The organism is Paraglaciecola hydrolytica (assembly GCF_001565895.1).
GTDB classification, from domain to species: Bacteria; Pseudomonadota; Gammaproteobacteria; order Enterobacterales; family Alteromonadaceae; genus Paraglaciecola; species Paraglaciecola hydrolytica.
Genome location: NZ_LSNE01000005.1, coordinates 749,624 through 770,320, shown reverse-complemented (window position 1 = coordinate 770,320; position 20,697 = coordinate 749,624). Strand labels below are relative to the sequence as shown.

At 42.8% G+C, this 20,697-nt stretch carries 18 protein-coding genes; 5 read left to right on the top strand and 13 right to left on the bottom strand.

The genetic code is table 11. The features are described from left to right. The first annotated feature begins 90 nt into the window (after positions 1-90). Positions 91-540, top strand: a complete 450-nt coding sequence (locus AX660_RS11385) for a DUF2141 domain-containing protein (RefSeq protein WP_068376545.1) — start codon at positions 91-93, stop codon at positions 538-540. 2 nt (positions 541-542) lie between these two features. Here AX660_RS11385 and AX660_RS11380 read toward each other — a convergent pair whose 3' ends face one another. From AX660_RS11380 to AX660_RS11340, 9 genes are all read right to left on the bottom strand, one after another. Next, complete coding sequence (locus AX660_RS11380; RefSeq protein WP_068376542.1) at positions 543-1,157, bottom strand: hypothetical protein; 615 nt, start codon at positions 1,155-1,157, stop codon at positions 543-545. Then, complete coding sequence (locus AX660_RS11375) at positions 1,154-2,266, bottom strand: beta-ketoacyl synthase N-terminal-like domain-containing protein (protein WP_068376539.1); 1,113 nt, start codon at positions 2,264-2,266, stop codon at positions 1,154-1,156. Before AX660_RS11375 ends, AX660_RS11380 begins: the two co-directional genes overlap by 4 nt. Before the next feature lie 5 nt (positions 2,267-2,271). Then, entirely contained in the window at positions 2,272-2,544 is a 273-nt protein-coding gene (locus tag AX660_RS11370) for a phosphopantetheine-binding protein (protein WP_068376536.1), read from the bottom strand. Further along, a complete protein-coding gene (locus tag AX660_RS11365; RefSeq protein ID WP_068376534.1) occupies positions 2,535-3,689 on the bottom strand; it encodes an ABC transporter permease in 1,155 nt (384 codons plus the stop codon). The genes AX660_RS11370 and AX660_RS11365 overlap by 10 nt, the downstream gene beginning before the upstream one ends. Further along, positions 3,670-4,590, bottom strand: a complete 921-nt coding sequence (locus AX660_RS11360; RefSeq protein ID WP_068376531.1) for an ABC transporter ATP-binding protein — start codon at positions 4,588-4,590, stop codon at positions 3,670-3,672. Before AX660_RS11360 ends, AX660_RS11365 begins: the two co-directional genes overlap by 20 nt. 2 nt (positions 4,591-4,592) lie before the next feature. Continuing rightward, a complete protein-coding gene (locus AX660_RS11355; RefSeq protein WP_068376529.1) occupies positions 4,593-5,315 on the bottom strand; it encodes a class I SAM-dependent methyltransferase in 723 nt (240 codons plus the stop codon). 177 nt (positions 5,316-5,492) lie between these two features. Continuing rightward, positions 5,493-6,137: a TetR/AcrR family transcriptional regulator gene (locus AX660_RS11350; RefSeq protein WP_068376528.1), complete on the bottom strand. Its 645-nt coding sequence runs from the start codon at positions 6,135-6,137 to the stop codon at positions 5,493-5,495. Between the two features lie 139 nt (positions 6,138-6,276). Beyond that, positions 6,277-6,855: a paraquat-inducible protein A gene (locus tag AX660_RS11345; RefSeq protein WP_068376527.1), complete on the bottom strand. Its 579-nt coding sequence runs from the start codon at positions 6,853-6,855 to the stop codon at positions 6,277-6,279. Between the two features lie 195 nt (positions 6,856-7,050). Beyond that, positions 7,051-9,222, bottom strand: coding sequence for a M3 family metallopeptidase (locus tag AX660_RS11340; protein WP_068376526.1), 2,172 nt, complete (start codon positions 9,220-9,222; stop codon positions 7,051-7,053). 177 nt (positions 9,223-9,399) lie between these two features. Between AX660_RS11340 and AX660_RS11335 the strand changes: the two genes are divergently transcribed. Both AX660_RS11335 and AX660_RS11330 read left to right on the top strand, forming a co-directional pair. Beyond that, positions 9,400-10,383, top strand: coding sequence for an aldo/keto reductase (locus tag AX660_RS11335; protein ID WP_068376524.1), 984 nt, complete (start codon positions 9,400-9,402; stop codon positions 10,381-10,383). 125 nt (positions 10,384-10,508) lie between these two features. Continuing rightward, entirely contained in the window at positions 10,509-11,078 is a 570-nt protein-coding gene (locus AX660_RS11330) for a hypothetical protein (protein WP_068376522.1), read from the top strand. Between the two features lie 30 nt (positions 11,079-11,108). Here the strand turns inward: AX660_RS11330 and purU are convergent, their stop codons facing one another. The 4 genes from purU to AX660_RS11310 all read right to left on the bottom strand — a co-directional run bounded on the left by purU (position 11,109) and on the right by AX660_RS11310 (position 15,729). Continuing rightward, the gene (gene purU, locus AX660_RS11325) at positions 11,109-11,963 is read right to left on the bottom strand and encodes a formyltetrahydrofolate deformylase (protein WP_068376520.1); all 855 of its coding nucleotides are present in this window, start codon (positions 11,961-11,963) and stop codon (positions 11,109-11,111) included. A 143-nt stretch (positions 11,964-12,106) separates the two neighbouring features. Beyond that, on the bottom strand, positions 12,107-12,850 hold the full coding sequence (locus tag AX660_RS11320) for a class I SAM-dependent methyltransferase (protein ID WP_068376518.1): 744 nt from the start codon (positions 12,848-12,850) through the stop codon (positions 12,107-12,109). 101 nt (positions 12,851-12,951) lie between these two features. After that, positions 12,952-13,488 carry an RNA 2',3'-cyclic phosphodiesterase gene (gene thpR, locus AX660_RS11315; protein ID WP_068376516.1) on the bottom strand — a complete coding sequence of 179 codons (537 nt, stop codon included), beginning with the start codon at positions 13,486-13,488 and terminating at the stop codon, positions 12,952-12,954. Between the two features lie 84 nt (positions 13,489-13,572). Continuing rightward, the gene (locus AX660_RS11310) at positions 13,573-15,729 is read right to left on the bottom strand and encodes a prolyl oligopeptidase family serine peptidase (RefSeq protein WP_068376514.1); all 2,157 of its coding nucleotides are present in this window, start codon (positions 15,727-15,729) and stop codon (positions 13,573-13,575) included. A gap of 82 nt (positions 15,730-15,811) precedes the next feature. Between AX660_RS11310 and hrpB the strand changes: the two genes are divergently transcribed. Together hrpB and mrcB are read left to right on the top strand one after the other, a co-directional pair. Further along, positions 15,812-18,337, top strand: a complete 2,526-nt coding sequence (gene hrpB, locus AX660_RS11305; protein ID WP_327082850.1) for an ATP-dependent helicase HrpB — start codon at positions 15,812-15,814, stop codon at positions 18,335-18,337. Further along, positions 18,334-20,697, top strand: coding sequence for a penicillin-binding protein 1B (gene mrcB / locus AX660_RS11300; RefSeq protein WP_068376512.1), 2,364 nt, complete (start codon positions 18,334-18,336; stop codon positions 20,695-20,697). The genes hrpB and mrcB overlap by 4 nt, the downstream gene beginning before the upstream one ends.

The window sequence follows — 20,697 nt, the reverse complement described above, 5'->3', positions numbered from 1 at the left end:
TTCATCGATAGTATACAGGCTACTAATGGATTGTGAACCCTAAGAACGATGACTATTAACTTCCTAACTGCGCTCAATATAAGGCTTTTTTTGAGTATTTTGTTGTTTTTAAAGCTTAGTAATTTGAGTGCTGCACAATTGACCTTGACGATACAAAATAGTGATAAAACAGCAGGTATCTTGTATGTGGCATTATTTGATTTTGCGGATTTGCAAAACCCCCAACTGAGTTGGGATGACATGCGGGATATAAGTAAACTGCAACATGTTATGAGTGAAAATGACGAGGCCCTTGAATTGTCTATTGGACAATTGGATAGCGGTTTAATGTGTATTCGGGTATTCCTTGATCTTAACCAAAATCAGCAATTGGATCGTTCATCCCTTGGTTTTCCCCTTGAACCCGTTGGTTTTGCTAATAACCCAAGTTTAGCTTTCGGGGAGCCATCGCCCGCTGAGGTTTGTTTCGAGCTTGGTGCTGATGACAATCAACATAACATTAGATTGCGGCAAAAAAAGCAACAACGAAAACGCAAGTAAGATTATGAATTAAGGGTTAACGCATTCAACTCAAGATCTGTGGGTAATGACAAAAGGGCAATGTCTTCAAGCAAGGGTAATTCGTGTAGCACCTGCCTAGTATTGTCGTCTGCAGATGTAGGGCCGAGTAACAAAACATGGCAGCTGCGCTCATCTTCATTTTCTTGCCAGAGGACTAAGACCACCGCGTGATTTGGCTCATGAGTCAGTTCAAGTGCGCTCATTAAAATACTTTTTTGCAAGGCCCTTTCATCCTCGGCACCCAAAAATAAATTTCCTGCATGAATAGCAAATTCATTAGCAATATAAAAATTGGCGGCATTACCCACTGTGGCAACAAAATCCAGTGGGCGCATAGCTCGTTGTTGCTGTAAATCTACTAATAATTGTTGCACCAACTCTATAGAAAAGTAACTGGCACAGCTGATCAGCGACAGCTTATCAAAGGGACTTAAATGCTCTCTGATTTGTGCCACCGCGCCTAAGGCACAAAGGGTGAAATTATCTAAACGCCTTACTGCGATACCAAAACGTTGTTTCACTTGCTGGCGCAAAACCTTATTTTCAATGGCGCGTGGGTGACTATATTGGGCATATTGCAAGAGGCTTAATTTCATGGCTGCTGAGTCTCTAATACGATGGCCGCATTGTTGCCACCAAATCCACAATGATTAATAAGTACATTTTTATAGTCGCGTAGCGGTTTAGTTTTAGGCGCAAAAGCCAGCATTATAAGTTCACTTTCTTGTTCTACATACTCAGGCACTGGCAAGTAATCTTGCTGGAGCAACCGATCCATTAGCGCCATTTCTATAGCGCCACACGCACCAAGGGTATGACCGATGTATGGTTTCAAGGCAAAGATAGGTGCTGGGGTGGTAAAACAACGCTGTAAAGCATGGTATTCAGCTATGTCATTATTGTAGGTTGCTGTGCCATGCACCTTAACCAAGTCGATATCACTGGTACTAAGACCTGACTGACTAATGGCTGAGTGTAATACCGATTGAATATGGCTGCCGTCCTCTGCCGTCATGGTCAGACTGTAAGTATCACAGCTACTATGTCCTTGCAAAATACGGTAGCAAGGCAATTTCTGGGGTTTCTCCTCACTGAGCAATAGGGCGCCAATTCCTTCACCCAAGAGTAGGCCGTCACGCTGCTGATGAAAACATTTTAAATGCTTTTGACTGAGTAAATCGAGGGAATCAAACCCGGCTAAGGTGAGCTGATTATAAAATTCACAGCCGATAACAATAACGTGCTTAAAACCCGCCTGCTCAATGAGTTTTTTTCCGTATATCACCGCATTGATACTGGCAGTACATGCCGTATTGATCACCATGTGGAGTGGATGTAAGCCAATTTCTAACTGTAGATATTGGCTTAATCTGTCAATTTTAGGTAAACCGATCGCTTTTTCAGTGTCAGGCGTTAAGGTACCAATGTCCAAAGAAGTAGAGCCTAATAATAAAGCCGTTTGACTGAGTTCTTGGCTACTTAAACCACTTTGTTGAATGAGTGCTTTTAATGAAGCACTTAGAGCCTTAAATAGGCGTTTTTCTGTGACATCAATGGCTAATTTATCCATGGCATAAAATAACACCTGATTGCCATTGCCTAAAGCTATGTGCTGATTGGGACTGGTGACAAAGCGCAAAGGCTCTGGTTGCCAACTTTGACCGCAGGCGGAATGGGATACACTAGAGTGCAGATAAACGGCCATAGAGTTTAGGACTTTTGCACTGACATGATATGTTCCACTATGGAGTTAATAGAGTGTAAGTGCTTACGTGACTCTTTAGAACCTTCTACTTTGATACCAAAATGCTCTTTTAATACCAAGGCTAATTGTAGGGCGTCCAGCGAATCGAGACCTATTTTAGACTTGCTGCCAAACAAAGGTTCATCGTTGGTAATGTCTTGCCATTCAAGGTCATCCTCTTTATCACATTCCACTACAATCAATTGTTTGAGTTTATTTTTTAGTGCTTCTAATTCCATGTCAACTTCCTAATTCTTACTCTAAATAACAGTGCTGAAACTGCCAAAGAGATGACAATAAATAAACACAGATAAGTCATCATCTTCAAATGATTCAGTTGGAAACCACCAAATACCGCGCCTTTTACTAATTCTGCTGACCAATACATGGGAGAAAATTGCGCCACGTGTTGTAGGCTGGTAGGCATGATATCGAGCGGTACCATAAAACCACTCAAGGCGGCCATGATGATGTTAATACCACCACCTAATACTATGGCTTGCTCAAAACTCTGCACTACAGTCGCAATAATTGCTGCAAAGCTGACTGCCGCCAAACTAATTACTATAGCGCACAAGGCTAAGGTGGCAGGCTCCGCTATGGTGACGATTGGGTAACTCAATAGAGGCGGAATAAGGTGCCAACCGACAATGTTGAGTATAAAAAATTGTGCAAGGCTAAAAACATAAAATGCCCCAAGTTTAACTAAAAAATAGTTATTCAAATTAATCGGAAAGGTTTTAAGTCTGATTAAGGTGCCATTTTTAATTTCATTTAGCAGGGTAGTGGCAATGGGCAACACAATAAAATATACGCCAAATATCAGCCACGAAGGTATGCTGCTGGCCATAATGGGGAGTTTGTCTTGGTCTTGTTTTAATGCTATATAGTGAGCGGTTTCAGTTTGGCGATTGATCTCATCTATTTGTTTATCCACGGGTAGGCTGTCATCCAAATCGCCATTTTCTAGCAGGTACAAATGCAATTTGACCCGAGCGAAAGCCAATTGAATGTGTTGGTTTAACATGGCTTTGATGGCTGGCGAGGTTTTTCTACTAAATTCGACTTCAACCAGGCTACTGGATTGCTTAGAGAAAAGGCCTTGGCTAAAGTTATGTTGCAACACTAATTTTGCACTAGCATCTTCTTTGTTAGTGGATACTTGGTAACCAAAGCCTGCTAAATATTTACTGTATAATTCTTGTTCTAACTCACCAGTATTGGTGACTTGAATGGCCAGTTTCTCTATCACATCAGCTTGCCGCTCACTCATGGCGAAGGTCATTATTAACATAAAAATGATCGGCATAAGCAGTAATACTGCCACACTGTGCAAATCACTAAATACCAGAATAAATTCTTTTTTAATGCTTTGTAGGATCATTTTTTTCCACATGATTTAGGTAATGCTGGGTCAATGACGTGGCAGCGTAGTGTAGGTTGTGCAAGGGCTCAGGGCTGTGTCTAATTAAATCTAATATGGGTAATAATGCATTATAAGAAGCAAGTGTTAACTCGAAGCTATTGCCTTGTAAGTTAAACTCAAGACCTAAAGCATTAAACCTGTCTTGCCAGAGGTTTATAGCAGTATGCTCAACTGCCATACTTAGCACTTTTTGCCCTTGACTTAGTTCTAATTGAGTGGCTTGACCTTTATTAAGCATGATTATTTGATCACAAATTTCCTGCACTTCACTTAATAAGTGTGAAGTATAAATGATGGTTTTCCCTTGCTTTTTTAACTCTCTTAATAAAGCAATAATGGCCGCTCGAGAACTAGGGTCAACACCGACAGTGGGTTCATCTAAGTACAAGATAGAAGGATTTTTTAATAAACCAATAGCAAGATTGAGCCTCCTTTTGTAGCCACCCGATAGAGTATTGGCGAGCTGATGGCTAACCTTGTCTAATTGGCATTGTTGTAACACTAGGGGCACTTGGATTTTTTGTGCACTGGGTTTGATACCACATAAACTGACAAAATATTGTAGATTTTGGCTGACACTGAGCTGTGGATAAAATGCATATTCTTGCGGTACCAAAGCGACATGTTGTTGAATATATTTGATCAGACTTAGATTTTTATTTTTCGTAAAATTCAGCGTTCCTGTGGTGGGCGTTAGTAAACCAGATAGTATAGATAATAAGGTCGACTTGCCTGAACCATTGGGGCCAATTAAACCTAAACATTGGCCGCTTTGAATATGCAAATTTATGCTACTCAGTGCCGCGTCGACTGCTTTAGGGTAGTAGAAATTGAGCTCACTAATTTGAATGTCTGACATGATTAATTGCTGGTAGGTTTGTAGACTACCGCATTGATCAAGGTTTCTTCTCTGGTGTGCGGGTTTTCTACCCGTCCGGTCAATGTTTCCCACAAACCTAAGTCTTCACGTGACCACCACAGAAAAGGCCGTGAAATTTGTTTTTCATTCACTTCAAAGCCGACTGATTTGATCAATTCCAAATATTCATTATCGGTTTTTTGCACGCTCATGGGGTGACGAAACAGCAATTTGATAACAAAAGAATGAATATAACGTCGGCACGACTCGGCAAACAACAAGCTTCCACCTGGTTTTAGTACTCGATAGAACTCGGCAATGGCAGACTCCTGCGCAATAATATGATGGAAGGTCTGATGACAAAAGATCATATCTACCGAATTGTCTGGTAGGTCTATTTGCGCGGCATTGTTTATTAAAAAACGTATTTTAGCTCGACACTGACTGGCATTATCTGCGGCTCTTTCCAATAGCTCGGGATCAACATCTAAACTAATAATTTCTGTGGGTGAAAAATTCTTATCTAATTCAATGAGTGAATGCCCAAATCCCGTACCTATATCTAAGATAGTTGCAAATTGGTGTGGTTTGTCGGCTGGGAGCAAGGTAATTAAATCTGCTATAGCCCGTCTTAATACATGCACTATCCACGTATCGGTATTTAAAAACCAGTTGCCAAATTTACTTTCTGGTACCCAAGCCTGTTTTTTACTGTTGGTTGTCATTTAAAGGTATCCCTAAGTGTCATTCCTTTGTACGGCACGATGTTGAAGTTGTTGCCGCAAAAATGCTATTTATCAGTCGATTATTTTTGAGTACTAACCTGTTATTAGTTTCAATAATGCGTTACCAGCTGTAAAGCAATATCAGCTTTGGTTGTCCGGCACGTATAAAAAACTGAGCTAATTGAGTAATAATTTTTTAAAGTTAGCCACGGATTTGCTGACCAATTGTTGTTGCTGTTCATCACTTAGTTCATAGGATAAACCGAGTATACTGCGCATGTGAAAATCACCTTTAAGCATATTTAAATAGGTCATGGCCCAAACATAGGAATCTTCACGACTAAACTTAAACTCTGCTTGACTGAGTAAATAATCTGCCAGCATTTGTTTGCTTTGTTGTGGACCTGCTTCATAAAATAATTTTGCTACCTGCGGATTGCTGCCTACTTCGGCTATTACTACCCGATACATGGCGACGACATCTGCTTGCTGCAGTAAGCTAACGATTTGCCGACCAATTTTATATAAGGTCTCAAAGATTTCTTGCTTGTCAGTATGAGGCTGTTCCGTTATCTGATGTTGTTGGCATTTTAAAATGACAATGGCCGTGAATAAAGTTTCTTTATTACTAAAATGTGAGTAAACAGTTTGTTTTGATACCTTGGCTTCGGTGGCGACTAAATCCATAGTGGTGGCAGAGTAGCCGAGCTCTAAGATGAGCTTTTGCGCCGCAGCCAATATGCTGTCACGCTTCTCAATGCTTTTTGGGCGTCCCGGTTTTATTAGCTTGGTTATAGCTTTGCTTAATTCACATTGCGACATAGTGCTTATTACTTCTGTTTTAATTATTTACCATTTTCATGGTAGATGGCTTAACTGAGTTGTAGTTCTAAGTTTTTTCTCAAGCTGTAAATTACCTCATTAATACTAAAAAGGGTAATGCGGTGAGCAATTTAAAGACTTACCGACTTTTTATTTCCTTGCTACGCAGATACGAAAGAGAAAACTGGCTGCCAATTAAGGCCAATAAACAATAAGCCGTAAAATAATAAAAGCCTTCACCTGCCGCAGAAAACGTTTGAGTACTCATATCCAGCGCTATTTTAAAGCCAAAAATACTAAATTGCTGATTACTGGCAGTGTCGGCATGGTTAGTGGATAAAATCGCCAGAAATATTGCCACGACAAAAACATCGGCCATTGACCATTTGCCTATGCTAGCAACAAACCTTAATAAGCGAGATTCTGTTTTTTGATTTTTTGTAAAGTAAGAAAAAGTCACCAACACGGATTTTAATAAGGGAATACAGACCGAAAATAGAAAAATCAAGGCTGCAACTAATAAACGCTGATCATTCCACAACTCTTGTACCGTTGCCATGATGGATAATTCTTTGTTGACCAATGTGGAGGTGAGTGAGGAGCCGCTGATACTGGCTGCCATGTCCATTTTTAAGCTAAACATGGTCAGTAATATTCCAGGGAAAAATAGTCCTAAGGCAATAATATTAAATGCAAACCCAAGATGTTTTTTATACAAGACTTATCCTTAACCGATGCTAAATGATGCTTATTATGCCTTCGTATCTGGTAAATAATAGTGTGAGCTAAATAAAAAGCAGCAAAAGCAGCAAAAGCAGCAAAAGCAGTAAAAGCAGAAAGTACAGAGAATACTGAAAAAGCAAAGGCGCTAACATTACGCGCCTTTACTCAGTGACACTTTACTCAATACGTCTTATTGAGTGCCTGGAAATCCACGGTCACGCATTAAGGCTTCGACTTTAGCGTCACGGCCACGGAATAAACGATAAGCTTCAGCTGGATCCATGGCGTTACGGATCTCAAACAAGTATTTAACCAGTTTTTCGCTCATCTCTTTATCGTAAAAACCACCTGGTGCTTGCGCAAAGGCTTCGGCCGCATCAGAGGTGAGTACTTCGGCCCACATATAACCATAATACCCAGCTGAATAACCTTCGCCTGAAAAGACATGACCAAATTGAGTACTGCGATGACGCATCACCATCTCTGTTGGCATGCCTAGAGCGGCTAACTGTTCTTGTTCGAACTTTTGCGGTTCAATCAAGCTTGGGTCGGTAGTATGGTATAGCAAGTCCATCATCGCCGAGGCTAGATATTCGGTCGTTTTGAATCCCTCATTAAACGTCGCCGCTTTGTTAATTTTAGCCACTAATTCAGCCGGGATCGGCTCGCCGGTTTTGTAATGTACCAGATAGTTATTGATTACTTCGTCGGTGGTTAACCAGCGCTCTAACAACTGAGACTGAAACTCAGTGTAATCACGCACACCAGAATGAGATGTAGGGTATTTTACTGTTGCAGATAAAAAGTGCAGAGCATGGCCAAATTCATGGAAGTAAGTCTCAGCATCGTCCCACGAAATCAAACTAGGTTCGCCTTCTGCGCCTTTAACAAAGTTTGAATTATTTGAGGCCAGCACGGTTTTTTTACCATCAAAAGTAGTATGACTGCGATAGGTGGTTGCCCATGCTCCAGAACGTTTGCCGGGGCGACCATAAGGGTCTAAATACCATAAACCTATATGCTCACCCGTAGTCAGGTCGTTAACTTCCCATACTTTTACGTCTGCTTGAAAAACCGGTACTGAGCCTTCAGGCACGGGGGTAAATTTAAAGTTAAACAAACGGCCAGCAACATAAAACATCGCTTCGCGTAGTTTGTCGAGTTGTAGATATTGTTTTACTTCGTCTGAGTCCAAGGCATATTTAGCTTTACGCACTTTTTCAGCGTAATAACGATAATCCCAAGGGGCGATCTTGATATTAGCTTTTTCAGCGTCGGCAATGGCTTGCATATCAGCGACTTCTTCATGCACACGAGCGATGGCGGCTGGCCAAACTTTTTGCATGAGTTCCATGGCGTTTTCAGGATTTTGCGCCATACGATCTTTCAAACGCCACTGGGCATAGTTGTCATAACCTAATAAAGCGACACGTTCATCACGTAGGGTCAAAATGTGTTTGATCAGCGCATTATTGTCAGCTTCATCGCCATTATTACCACGGCTATAATAGGTGCTCCAGACTTTTTCACGTAGATCGCGTTCATCTGAATAGGTTATAAAAGGGTCCATCGAAGAGCGTGAATTAGTGATGGCATACTGTCCTTCCTTTCCACGACTTTTCGCCGCTGCCGCCGCTGCCGAAACAATGGATTCTGGTAGACCAGAGAGTTGGTCCTTAGTCAAAAACAGTACATATTTCTCTTCATCGGCTAATACATTATTAGCAAATTGGGTATGTAATCCGGCTAGTTCTTGGTTGATAGCTGCATAACGGGCTTTGGCATCACCTTCGAGCGTAGCGCCATTACTGGCAAAGCTATTATAAGTTAACCAAGTAATACGCTGTTCTTCAGCACTCAAAGTGCTTAACTCGTCACTTTCGTAGACGGCTTTAACTCGGGCAAAAAGTTGTTCGTTACCGGTGATTTTAGAATTAAAGGCTGAAAGTACAGGTGCCATTTCTTTCTGAATGGCTCTGAATTCAGGGCTATTCATATTAGAGCCCCAAATTCCCCAGTAGGTATATACCCGACTCAAATCACTGCCTGCTTTTTCCAGTGCGACTATGGTATTGGTAAACGTAGCGGGTTCAGAATTTGCTACTATAACGTCGATTTCAGCCAAATTAAGTTGCATAGCTTGTTCAAGGGCTGGTTTTAGATCAGTTAGTTTCATCTGATCAAACGCGGGCACACCACCGTAAGGACCTGAATACTCAGCCAATAGAGGATTGTTGTTTAAGCTTTCACTAACAGCAGCAACTTCGCTATTTTGTTCTGTTTGTTTGTTATCTGGTTGAGTGCAACCTGACAAGCCAAACATTATCGAGGTGCTCAATAAGGTTACTAATATTCTTTTCATATATTTCCCATCATATTTTTATGTTTTTATATTTCTGCCAGCTAAAACTTGTATCAACTTTAGCAGTGCAACATAGTAAATGAGTCGATTAAAAGTACAAGTAAAGCACGTTCAAACCAACAAACTGTTAGATTAATGGCTTGTGGGTGTTGTTTAAGTTGCGAGGAGTTAAAAGTAGTGAAAAAACGTCGTTTAGGAAAAACTGGATTTGAGGTTTCTGAAATTGGTTTGGGCTGTTGGCAATTGGGGGGTGATTTTGGCCCTTTAGATGAACAACAAGCCGGACAAATACTGAATCATGCTTACGAACATGGCATCAACTTTTGGGATACTGCGGACGTATACGGTGATGGTCGTAGCGAATCACTGATTGCTGAGTGGCATAAACACCACCAGCAGCAAGATATCAAAGTTGCCACTAAAGTAGGGCGTTCTGGACGTTTGTTTCCAGATAAATTCACTAAGCAACAAGTTAAAAGTGATATTCAGGCCAGTGCCAGACGTCTTGGTGTTGAGTGTATCGATCTGATCCAATTGCATTGCATTCCACCACAGATGTTAGTTGATGGAGAGATCTTCAGTTGGTTGCAAGATTTTAAACACGAAGGTTTGATTGAGCATTATGGTGCCAGTGTCGAAACCATCGAAGAGGGACTGAGTTGTTTAAAAGACAGTGAACTGGCCACTTTGCAGATCATTTTTAATGTTTTCCGGCAGGATGCCATACAAGAGTTGTTACCCAAAGCCGCGTCGAACGACGTGGGGATCATTGTCAGATTGCCTTTAGCCAGTGGCTTATTGTCAGGCAAGTTCAGTGCTCAGCAACAATTTGCTGAATCGGATCACCGTAATTACAATCGTGATGGCCAAGCTTTTAGCGTGGGTGAAACTTTTTCAGGTATACCTATGAATACAGGCATTGAGTTAGTGGATGGCTTACGCCAGTGGGTGCCTGCTGGCTTCAATATGGCAGAGTTTGCTCTACGTTGGATACTCGATCATCCACAAGTGAGTAGTGTGATTGCAGGGGCCAGTAAGCCCCAGCAAGTCGTGGCTAATTGTCTGGCTAGCGCTAAGCCCAGTTTATCTGAGGTGACTCATCAACAACTAGATGGGTTTTATCAGCAGCAAGTTAAACAACATATACGCGGTAAGATTTAAACGTTTATTAGCACATCATATGGGCTCTTAGGTATTTTATAGGATACCTATTTGTAGAGCCCTATACCCCACTATCACCCTAGCTTAGTTACACTGACCTCTAGTTATCAACTGAGGTCAGCAATATGAAAAATCTGCTTTTACTGTTATGTGCAGTTTTTTCATTCAATTGTTTGGCTGAAAATGCACTTCTAAAACACACTGTCGAGTGGCTTGTTGAATCGCTGCCCAAAGAAACCCTGCTGGATTTTGATTCTGCAGGTATGGGATTTCAGGGTTGCAAACACCGTGAATACCAAATGCGCCTTACTCAACCTTTGTCGGAACGCTTTTCGGTAGATACCAGCCTAGGTTATGCCAAAGGAAAATTACAGTGGGGTGTTTTTAGTCAACAAGTATCAATGTATGAATGGTCACTAGTACCACGTTTTCAGGTGTCAGAGCGTTTGAGTTTTGGCCTTGGTTTGGTCACTCAATCCCAAGTCGCTTTTAAAACAACCCAAGGACTGGTATTTGATTTACCTAAAAATACCGAGTGGTTGCTCTCCTCACGTATGCAAGCATTGCAAGCAGAACACTACTGGGAGCTTACTGTCTCCAGTCAAAAGTGGCAGGCCACAGACAACATGGGGAGCTGGTTTGAGCGTGGATTGGCCGATAAGCAAATCAAACTGATGTATAACGGTGCATTTTAACAACAACACCGTTAGTAACCTGAGTAAACGCTAGGCAAACACGACGGTTTTATGTTTATGAATAATTACCCGATCTTCTAAGTGGTAACGCACACCATTGGCTAAGGCGGTTTTTTCACAATTTTTACCTTTGCGCACCATGTCAGCCGAACTGTCGCTATGGCTGATACGCATCACTTCTTGCTCAATAATGGGGCCTTCATCTAGGTCACTGGTAACATAGTGGCAAGTGGCACCGATTAACTTAACCCCTCTGTCGTAAGCTTGTTGATAAGGCTTGGCGCCAGCAAAAGAGGGTAAAAAGCTGTGATGGATGTTGATCGCCTTACCGGCTAGTTTTTGGCACAAGTAATCAGGGATGATCTGCATAAAACGCGCAAGTACAGTAAGGTCGGCCTGATAAGCATCAATGAGTTTTTCAACTTCTTTAAAGGCTTGTTCTTTAGGTTGATCTTTAAAATCCACCCAGTGAAAAGGAATATTGTGCCAGTCAGCAAATTGTTTCATTTGTGGATGGTTGGCAATGATACAGGGGATATCACAGTGTAATTCACCACTATGCCAACGATGTAAGATATCCATTAAACAATGAGATTCATGGCTGGCGAGCATCACCACTTTTTGCTTGCGTAACGAATCAGATAGTTTCCAGTTCATGGCAAACTTTTCAGCAATGGGGCTAAACGCCTGCTGCATTTTATCCAAGCTGATACTGACTGAATCGGCGCGAATTTCGTGGCGCATAAAAAAGCGGCCCGTTTGCAAATCGGTATGGTGATTGGCTTCGACTATGGTGGCATTGTGACTGGCTAAAAACTGACTTACTTGAGCTACCAAACCCACTTGATCGGGGCAATCGATGACTAATCTGAATGTTTGTTGCATTACTTCCCTTAAATTACTTCAACAACTTGTACGCCATTTTCACCTTGTTGTTTGCTGGCAGTAAAGAACTAATGTGTATAACGCATAAGGAAAATGGGTGAGCATGGCGCGAGGATTGTTCAACTCCTCCAAAGTCTACAAGATTATTTTTTAAATAACATAACTGCTCGGTTAGTGTGACCTTTGACACTCGGATCCCACATAGGTAGATCACCTTTGTCTTGTGGATTTGCCAAAACCGTTGACTCAGCTTTAAAGCTGAAACCCCATTGCGTCATGTAGTCTTTGATAAGCTTAGGATCAATGCGGTGCAAACTCTGCGCAACTTCAATACTGGCGCCTGTTATCGCGTTATGATCGACGATCCCAACGAGTCCTCCTGATTTTAAAGAGCGGCGGATTTTAGCCATTAATGAGGATGCGTGAATTTGTGGCCAGCCACTTTTTTCATCCACATAATATAAATCGTGAAAGCTGAGGATCATCAAAACACGGTCATAACAGTCTTCACACAGGGTTAGATCATTGGCTTCTTGATGTAGTTGTGTGACGTTGTTTAAACGTTGATGTTGGTAACGCTTAAGTAATTTTTCTTCACCAATAAATTTAAGGTAAGCATTATTATTGTGAGCATCCACGAGGCCCTGCTCACCAACAACAATCGAAGCCAGTTCGGTGTAGTAACCACCACCAGAGAATAAATCTAAGACTTTCTGACCGGGTTTAAGTTGGAAAAATGCCAAGACTTGTTCAGGTTTACGTCTGGGGTCAGCTTCGAGATCCTGCTCGGGTCGTTGGCTATTGGCTAGCGCTTGTTGATAAATATCTAAGGCCAGTGTTGGCCAGCTCAACATCGATAAGGTGATTAAAGTAATAAACATTTTCATAGTGAACTCCTTTTTTGAGCATGCTGCTGGACAATGTTAAAGGTCACAATTGAAAAAAGGCCAATAACGGTGTGCTGCGATAAACGATTTTCGAATCAAATTCATCTAGCCCTTGAGATATTTGGTACTAAGCGCCAGCTATTTCTGATGACATAAGTGACCCCCTTTGGTGTGGATAGGGATTCATAGAGATGAAAGTCCTGAGCGAGCCAACTAAATTGTGGATCTATTAAAGGTGCTGGTGGGTTTGCCGCACATTTTCTCACCAGAGTTAAATGCGCTTGATAGTCTCTTTTTAACATGCTGATACCGGCACCTTGTGCCAGCGTTGTTAACTGAGTGGCCAAACTGAGATGTTTGCTGGCGGTCTGTTGGCAACCTAGCCACAGGGCTTTGGGTTTAGGCCAGTAACCCACTGTATCGAGGCTGACCTTAAATTGACATGGCTCTTTCATGTCATCAATCAGTTGCTGCAAATTGTCTTGTTGGCGCAGCGAAAGCTGGCCTAAGAATGCCAAAGTAATATGGTAGTTGGCGGGGGGAACAAACTCCGCCAAATCTGGCAAGGCTTTGTTACGCCAAGCATCAATGGCGAGTTTGGTTTTAGCATCGGGTTCGAGACCTAAAAAAGCACGCATAACGTTTTTACTTAATAGAGAGAGAGGTGATTAGCTCGCAACTATACATCATTGCAGTGTAGTCGCGAGCTGATGTGGATTTACTTAGTTAGTTTTGGACATTAATTTTTGGCTTAAAAAGGTGTATTCAAGGGCCGTGCGTTTGGCCGTTTCTTTTAGGTTAGCCGAAGCAGAATGGCCACCATCAATGTTTTCATAATACTCAAAGTCGTGGCCGTATTGGTCCAACATATAGGCCATTTTTCTAGCGTGTCCAGGATGGACTCTGTCATCTTTGGTTGAGGTAACAAAGAGTATCGAGGGGTAGTTTCCATTTGGATCAATATTGTGTAAGGGTGATATTTTTTCTAAAAAGGCCCGCTCTTCTGCAATATCTGGGCTGCCGTATTCACCTACCCATGAGGCACCGGCCAGTAGTTTATGAAAACGCAACATATCCAATAAGGGGACCTGACAGACGACAGCATTCCATAAATCAGGTCGTTGAGTATACATCACACCCATCAACAAACCGCCATTAGAGCCACCCATGGTACCCAGATGCTGAGGCGAGGTGATTTTTTTGGCTATGATGTCTTCTGCTACCGCAATCATGTCATCGAATATGATCTGGCGTTTAGTTTTTAAACCCGCCTGATGCCAAGCGGGGCCATATTCACCGCCACCCCGGATATTAGCCAACACATAAACACCGCCTTGCTCTAACCAATTTTTACCTAATATTCCTGAATAGCTCGGCTTCATAGAAACTTCAAATCCACCATAAGCATATTGCAAGGTTGGGTTGCTACCATCGTATTGGATATCTTGTTTGTGGATCACAAAATACGGTATTTTTTCACCGTCGCTTGAGCTGGCAAAAAATTGTTCAACCACTAGGTTTGAGGCATCAAAACGAGCAGGAATAGATTTAATCGCACTAATGTCTGCGCTGCTGACATCCACTTGATACAGGGTGTCAGGCGAGACAAAACTTTCCTGATTGATAAACACTATATCGCTGTCTTGATTGGCCGAGGAGACCGACATGGTGCCATTATCGGGCAGTGCGAGTTTGTTATGTTGCCAGTGGCCGTCGACGAAGTCGTAGACATAAATATTGTTCACCACGTTCTCGAGTAAACTAATCACGACTTTGTTGGCGGTAATTGATACCCCGTCTAAAGTGGCACGCTCTGCTGGTTGGTAAACCAATTGCAGCCCAGTGATTTTTTGATTTTCTAACCACTTTTGCATGTCGAAAGAGACCAGTGAGCCACTTTTATAAGTGATATCGCTGCCCTCTGGCTGCCAGTCTTGTTTAAGGCTCAAAACTAGCTGACCTTTAAATATACCGTTGACGTTTGCAGTATTGGGTATTGCTAAACGAATAGGTGCTGCAGCGTTTTCCGGTAACCAGAAATATTCTGATTCATAAAAAGTAATAGCACGCACTAACATGCTCAGTTGTTTGTCTTGGTATTTTAACGAGAAGGGAAACACGCCTACATCGCTTTTTACACCGCTATATAGGGTTAGCGCTTCGCTGAGTGCTTGGCCTCGTTGCAGGGATTTAACGATATAAGGATAACCACTGTCGGTCAGCGAATTATCACCCCAGTTGGTCGCCACGTTGATGCTGTTTTGATTATTCCAACTGATACCGGTTCTAGATTCAGGAATAGTAAAGCCATCTTTGACAAAGGATTTCGTTTGGTGATCCCACTCGCGCATTTCTATCGCATCTTTACCCCCATTGGATAACGACAACATGCAGCGATCATAGTTACTCTGTAAACATTCTGAGCCTTTATACACCCAGTTTTTTCCTTCGGTTTTAGCGAGTTCATCAATGTCTAACAAGTTTTCCCACGCGGGCTGAGTCTTAGCATATTCACTTAGGGTGGTACGACGTAACAGACCTCTGACCTGAGTTTCGTCTTGCCAAAAATTGTAAACTTTGTCACCGCGATACGAGCCATAGGCGATTTTGTCGGTGGCATTAACAATGTCTAAGGCGGCTTGTTGGTACTGGGTAAAACGAGGATCGGTGGTTAATTTATCCAGCGTGCGTTTATTCCAAGCGTTAACTTTGGTTAGAGCCTGTTCTCCTTCTACTTCTTCTAACCAAAGCGGTGCTTCAGTACTTCTGGTAGTCATGACTGCCTTATCTTCTGCTTGGGATTGTTTTGTCGTTTTCGAGGGATTGCATGCGCTTAATAAACAAATGCTGGTAATAGTTGCCAAGGTTTTTAATGCCATTGTCTGTCCTGATTTTATTTTTATTGTAGAGGTTTTAATGTAAAGAGGATCCGAAGAAATGTAAACTTAACACACTGAGTGTTTGACCGATGATTTGGGCAAACCCTATTTTGACTATATTACGTTACCCGCAAAGAGAAATTATTTGTTACCCATCGAACAAATTTTGCCGCAACTGCAACAGCAATTAGTTAGCGGCGATGCCATTGTTGTGGCCCCTCCGGGCGCTGGCAAGTCCACGCATTTACCTTTGAGTTTATTAAAGTCAGCATTATTTCAGCAGCAAAAAATCATTATGTTGCAGCCCCGCCGGATTGCGGTACGCAATATTGCGCGCTATTTAGCTGAGCAGTTAGGCGAGGCCGTTGGGCAAACTGTCGGTTATCGTATAAGGGGCGAAAGTAAAGTAAGTGCTAACACCCGACTAGAAATCGTCACAGAGGGTATTCTCACTCGCATGTTGCAGCAGCAACCTGAGTTACCGGGAATTGGCTTGATCATCTTTGATGAGTTTCATGAACGCAGTATTCATGCGGATTTTTCATTGGCGCTGTGTATAGAAGTGCAACAAGGTTTACGTGATGATCTACGTTTATTGGTCATGTCGGCCACCATAGATACTCAGTCTTTGAGCCAACTACTTCCACAAGCTCAGATATTGGAGTCCAAAGGCAGAAGTTTTCCGGTTGAGCTTGTGTATCGTCCTGATACCTCCAGACAACCACTAGCGGACAAAATCTCGCGTTTAATCCTTGAGGTTTTGCCTCTGCATCAACAGGACATGCTAGTGTTTTTGCCCGGTGCCGGTGATATCAAAAAGGTGGCGGATAAGCTCAACTCGGCACTTGGTTCAAAGCTGGCTATCCATAGTTTGTATGGCGAATTGCCAAAAGAGCAGCAGCAAGCGGCCTTGTTACCTGATAACAGCGGCAAACGCAAAATTGTCTTAGCCACCAATATTGCTGAAACCAGTTTAACCATTGAAGGTATTGAGGTGGTAGTGGATAGCGGCATTGAAAAAACCGCACTATTTCAGCTCAATCGCGGCATCACTCATCTGCAAAGTCAGGCTATTTCCCAAGCGTCGGCTACACAGCGTGCAGGTCGGGCAGGACGTTTGGGGCCAGGAACTTGTTACCGTTTATGGAGTAGTGAGCAGCAACAGCGTATGAGCGCTCAAGCGACTCCCGAGATACTGCAAAGTGATATGGCGGGTTTGGTACTTGAGACTGCGATATGGGGTACGCAAGTGAGTGACTTGGCCTTGATTGATAAACCTACTAGCGCTCAATTGCGTCAGGCCGAACAATATTTGCACGGGCTGGGCATGTTAGATGAGGCTCTTAAACTTACGGCCTTAGGGCGTCAGGTGCATGCTTTGGGCTGCCATCCTAGTATTGCCAATATGTTGCTGCAAAGTGCTAAACTGAGTAAACATCACTTGAGTATGGCTTGTGCTATTGCTGGTTTAATGGAAAGCAAAGATCCCTTAAATTACCAAGCAGGCGCCATGCTCAGTGCGCGTTTAACTTACCTACAACACCATCGACAGCACAGTATCTGGCAGCAAATCAAACAATGGTACAACAAACTAAACAGCGACTATTGTGAGTGGCCACTTGAAGATGTGGCCATCGTGCTGGCTTATGGTTTTGGACAATGGATAGCTAAAACTCGGCAGAATAGTCGTTATTTATTGGCAAATGGCTCGGGTGCAGTGTTAGCAGATAGTGATCCATTGACAGGCCAAGAATGGTTAGTCGTGGCAGCCATGATGACGACCGACAAACAGCAGGATGACGCGCAAATTCGTTATGCTGAAGCGCTAAGTTTGCAACAAATTAAACAGCATTTTGCCAGCTCACTGCGCCGCGAAGACATGGTGCAGTGGGATAATAATCAACAACGGATCAGTGCCAGTCGGCAAACTAAGTTAGGCAGTATTGTGCTGCAAAAAGAGGCCATGGATAAACCATCTGCAATCCAAATCAGTGCAATTTGGCAGCAGGTAATACTCCAAAAAGGGATGGCGGCTTTGCCCTTTAACGATGCGTGTATTTCTTTGCAACACCGATGCAGGCTGGCCAGACAATTATTGACCCAAGATGAGTGGCCAGATTTATCTGAAACAGCTTTATTGAAAAATTTAGCCACTTGGTTATTGCCCTACACCGAAACAATGATGACGTGGTCCGAACTAGCCAAACTGGATTTTTATACCTTGTTAAAAAATCTCTTTGACTGGCAGCAGTGGAACAAACTGGAGACTCTGTTGCCTACTCAACTAACAGTGGCGAGTGGTCGGGCGCATAAACTCGAATATGGTGAGCACGGCAGCGTAACATTGGCAGTAAGAATGCAAGAATTGTATGGTACGCAAGTACATCCGGCCGTCGCTCATGGTAAGATCCTAGTCACTATTGAGCTGTTATCGCCTGCGAGTCGTCCTTTACAGACAACTCAAGATTTACCTGGTTTTTGGCAGGGCAGCTATAAACAGGTGCAAAAAGAAATGAAAGGTCGTTACCCTCGTCACTTTTGGCCAGATGAACCCGCCAAATCACCCGCAACCACTACAACTAAAAAGAATATGACCTTACCCCAATGAGTAAAGCTGTAAAGCCTAAGGCTACTAGTTCTAAATCTTCACAATCTGAGTCTTTAAGGAAATCACTTTGGCGACGTATCAACCCATTTAGCTGGTTGTGGCGTCATTGGTGGAAACTGTTGCTGGTGTTTGTAGTGGTAGGTGGAGCCTATGGGATTTATCTAAACAGTCTGATCAGCATAAAATTTGCGGGCAACAAGTGGCAGGTTCCAGCACAAATTTTTGCTCGCCCATTACAGCTAGAAGTAAAACAAGAAATCACCTTGGGTGAAATAAACGATGAACTTCAGCTTTTGGGTTACCGCAAGGTCAATCGAGCCACTAGTTCGGGGGAGTATCAGGTTCTTGGTCAACGTTTGAGGATTTACCGACGTAAGTTTGATTTTCCTCATGGTGGGGAGGCGCTACGCCCTTTTGAATTGACGCTGCAAAACAATAGGATCAGTAAAATTGTTGAGCTTCCTACGGGGCAAGAGATAAATGGCATTTACTTGGAGCCTTGGTTAGTCGCTCGTTTGGTTAATACTGGTCTTGAAGATCGCATGCTGGTGAGTTTAGATGAAGTACCCCAGGCCTTGGTGCAAGCCTTGGTTCTAGTCGAAGATCAGGACTTTTATGAGCACCATGGTATTGCGCCTTTATCCATCGTTCGGGCGTTTATGGCCAATATCTCCGCTGGCCGTGCAGTGCAAGGTGCCAGTACCCTAACTCAACAATTGGTTAAAAATTTGTTTTTAACCAATGAAAAATCGTTGACTCGTAAAGCTAAAGAAGCAGTGATGGCACTGATTATTGATGCTAGGTACAGTAAAGAAGAGATCCTTGAAACCTATCTGAATGAAGTCTTTTTAGGTCAAAATGGTAACAATGGTGTTTTTGGTTTTGGTTTAGCCAGTTATTTTTATTTCGACAGGCCGATTAACGAACTGAGCATAGATGAAATGGCCACCTTGGTTGGCATCATCAAAGGCCCCTCATTTTATAACCCAAGAAAATACCCTGAGCGGGTAAAAGAGCGCCGAGATTTAGTCTTGCGCTTAATGTTTGAAAATAATTTACTCACACCCAATGATTATAAAACCTTAGTCACTAAGAAACTGCAACTGGCCTCAGGTGCGAGTTTAAAAAAAGACAAACATCCTGCCTTTATGGACAAAGTACGGCGAGATTTACGTGACGTCTTAATTAATCCAAATATTCGTCAATCTGGGCTCAAAGTGTTTACCACGCTGGATACTAATGCCCAGCTTAAAGCCGAACAAGCAGTGACGACTGAGGTCAGTAAACAAGAACAGCGCATGTCTAAAAAACAATTTGAAGGCGCTATGGTGGTGACTGATATAAGCAAAGGCGAGATCAGAGCACTAGTAGGCGGGCGGGAGGCACAATATGCGGGCTTTAATCGCGCTTTGGATGCTAAACGTGCGATAGGCTCTTTGATAAAACCGGCTATCTATCTGACCGCCCTAGAACAAGCTGCCGACTATAACTTAGCGACCTTGCTTGTTGATGAACCCATCAAGATGAAAAGCAGTGAAGGTAAAATGTGGGAGCCTAAAAACTCCGATTTGAAGTTTCGTGGCAAGGTGCCTTTATTGTCAGCTTTGACTCAGTCACTCAATGTACCGACGGTTAGTTTAGGCATGGAGCTGGGTTTAGGTACGGTTGCCGACACACTTTGGCGTCTGGGAGTGGAAGAGGAGATAAGCCAATATCCCGCTTTAACCCTAGGTGCAGTTAATTTTAGTCCGGTGCAAGTGAATCAGATGTACCAGACCTTAGCCAATAACGGACGTTTCATTCCCTTGCATAGCATTACCGCCATTATGTCGCCCGACAATCAATTGTTGTGGCAGTTTGAGCAGCAAGCCATTCAACGAGTCGATGAACAAGCGACGTACTTGCTCAACTATGCTTTACATAAAGTGACCCTAGAAGGCACGGCGAAGCAGGTTCATCAGCAGTTTCCAGAAATCAATATGGCGGGAAAAACCGGCACGACGGACGATTATCGCGATAGTTGGTTTAGCGGTTTTGATAATAATATGCTGATCACCTCTTGGATTGGTAAAGATGACAATCAGCCGGTTAATTTAAGTGGTGCCAGCGGTGCCATGCAGATTTTTATTGATTATCAAAAACGCCAAACGCCTAAATCCTTGGTACGACGTTTTCCTAACGGCCTTGGGATCGCTCATTTTGATACTGCAACAGGTGAGCTAAGTAAAGCTGGCTGTAAAGACACTGTGAGTTTGCCGGCAATAACGGCGGCTTTACCTTTGGCACCTTTACAATGCATCGGTGAGCCAGTGGTGCCAGACAAACCCAAAAGTCTGTGGGAAAAGCTGTTTGGTAATTAG

Excerpts from the sequence above, each read along its gene's own strand:
- AX660_RS11380 (WP_068376542.1), bottom strand. The coding sequence starts at position 1,157 with ATGAAATTAAGCCTCTTGCAATATGCCCAATATAGTCACCCACGCGCC.
- AX660_RS11375 (WP_068376539.1), bottom strand. The coding sequence starts at position 2,266 with ATGGCCGTTTATCTGCACTCTAGTGTATCCCATTCCGCCTGCGGTCAA.
- AX660_RS11370 (WP_068376536.1), bottom strand. The coding sequence starts at position 2,544 with ATGGAATTAGAAGCACTAAAAAATAAACTCAAACAATTGATTGTAGTG.
- AX660_RS11365 (WP_068376534.1), bottom strand. The coding sequence starts at position 3,689 with ATGATCCTACAAAGCATTAAAAAAGAATTTATTCTGGTATTTAGTGAT.
- AX660_RS11360 (WP_068376531.1), bottom strand. The coding sequence starts at position 4,590 with ATGTCAGACATTCAAATTAGTGAGCTCAATTTCTACTACCCTAAAGCA.
- AX660_RS11355 (WP_068376529.1), bottom strand. The coding sequence starts at position 5,315 with ATGACAACCAACAGTAAAAAACAGGCTTGGGTACCAGAAAGTAAATTT.
- AX660_RS11350 (WP_068376528.1), bottom strand. The coding sequence starts at position 6,137 with ATGTCGCAATGTGAATTAAGCAAAGCTATAACCAAGCTAATAAAACCG.
- AX660_RS11340 (WP_068376526.1), bottom strand. The coding sequence starts at position 9,222 with ATGAAAAGAATATTAGTAACCTTATTGAGCACCTCGATAATGTTTGGC.
- AX660_RS11330 (WP_068376522.1), top strand. The coding sequence starts at position 10,509 with ATGAAAAATCTGCTTTTACTGTTATGTGCAGTTTTTTCATTCAATTGT.
- purU (WP_068376520.1), bottom strand. The coding sequence starts at position 11,963 with ATGCAACAAACATTCAGATTAGTCATCGATTGCCCCGATCAAGTGGGT.
- AX660_RS11320 (WP_068376518.1), bottom strand. The coding sequence starts at position 12,850 with ATGAAAATGTTTATTACTTTAATCACCTTATCGATGTTGAGCTGGCCA.
- thpR (WP_068376516.1), bottom strand. The coding sequence starts at position 13,488 with ATGCGTGCTTTTTTAGGTCTCGAACCCGATGCTAAAACCAAACTCGCC.
- AX660_RS11310 (WP_068376514.1), bottom strand. The coding sequence starts at position 15,729 with ATGGCATTAAAAACCTTGGCAACTATTACCAGCATTTGTTTATTAAGC.
- mrcB (WP_068376512.1), top strand. The coding sequence starts at position 18,334 with ATGAGTAAAGCTGTAAAGCCTAAGGCTACTAGTTCTAAATCTTCACAA.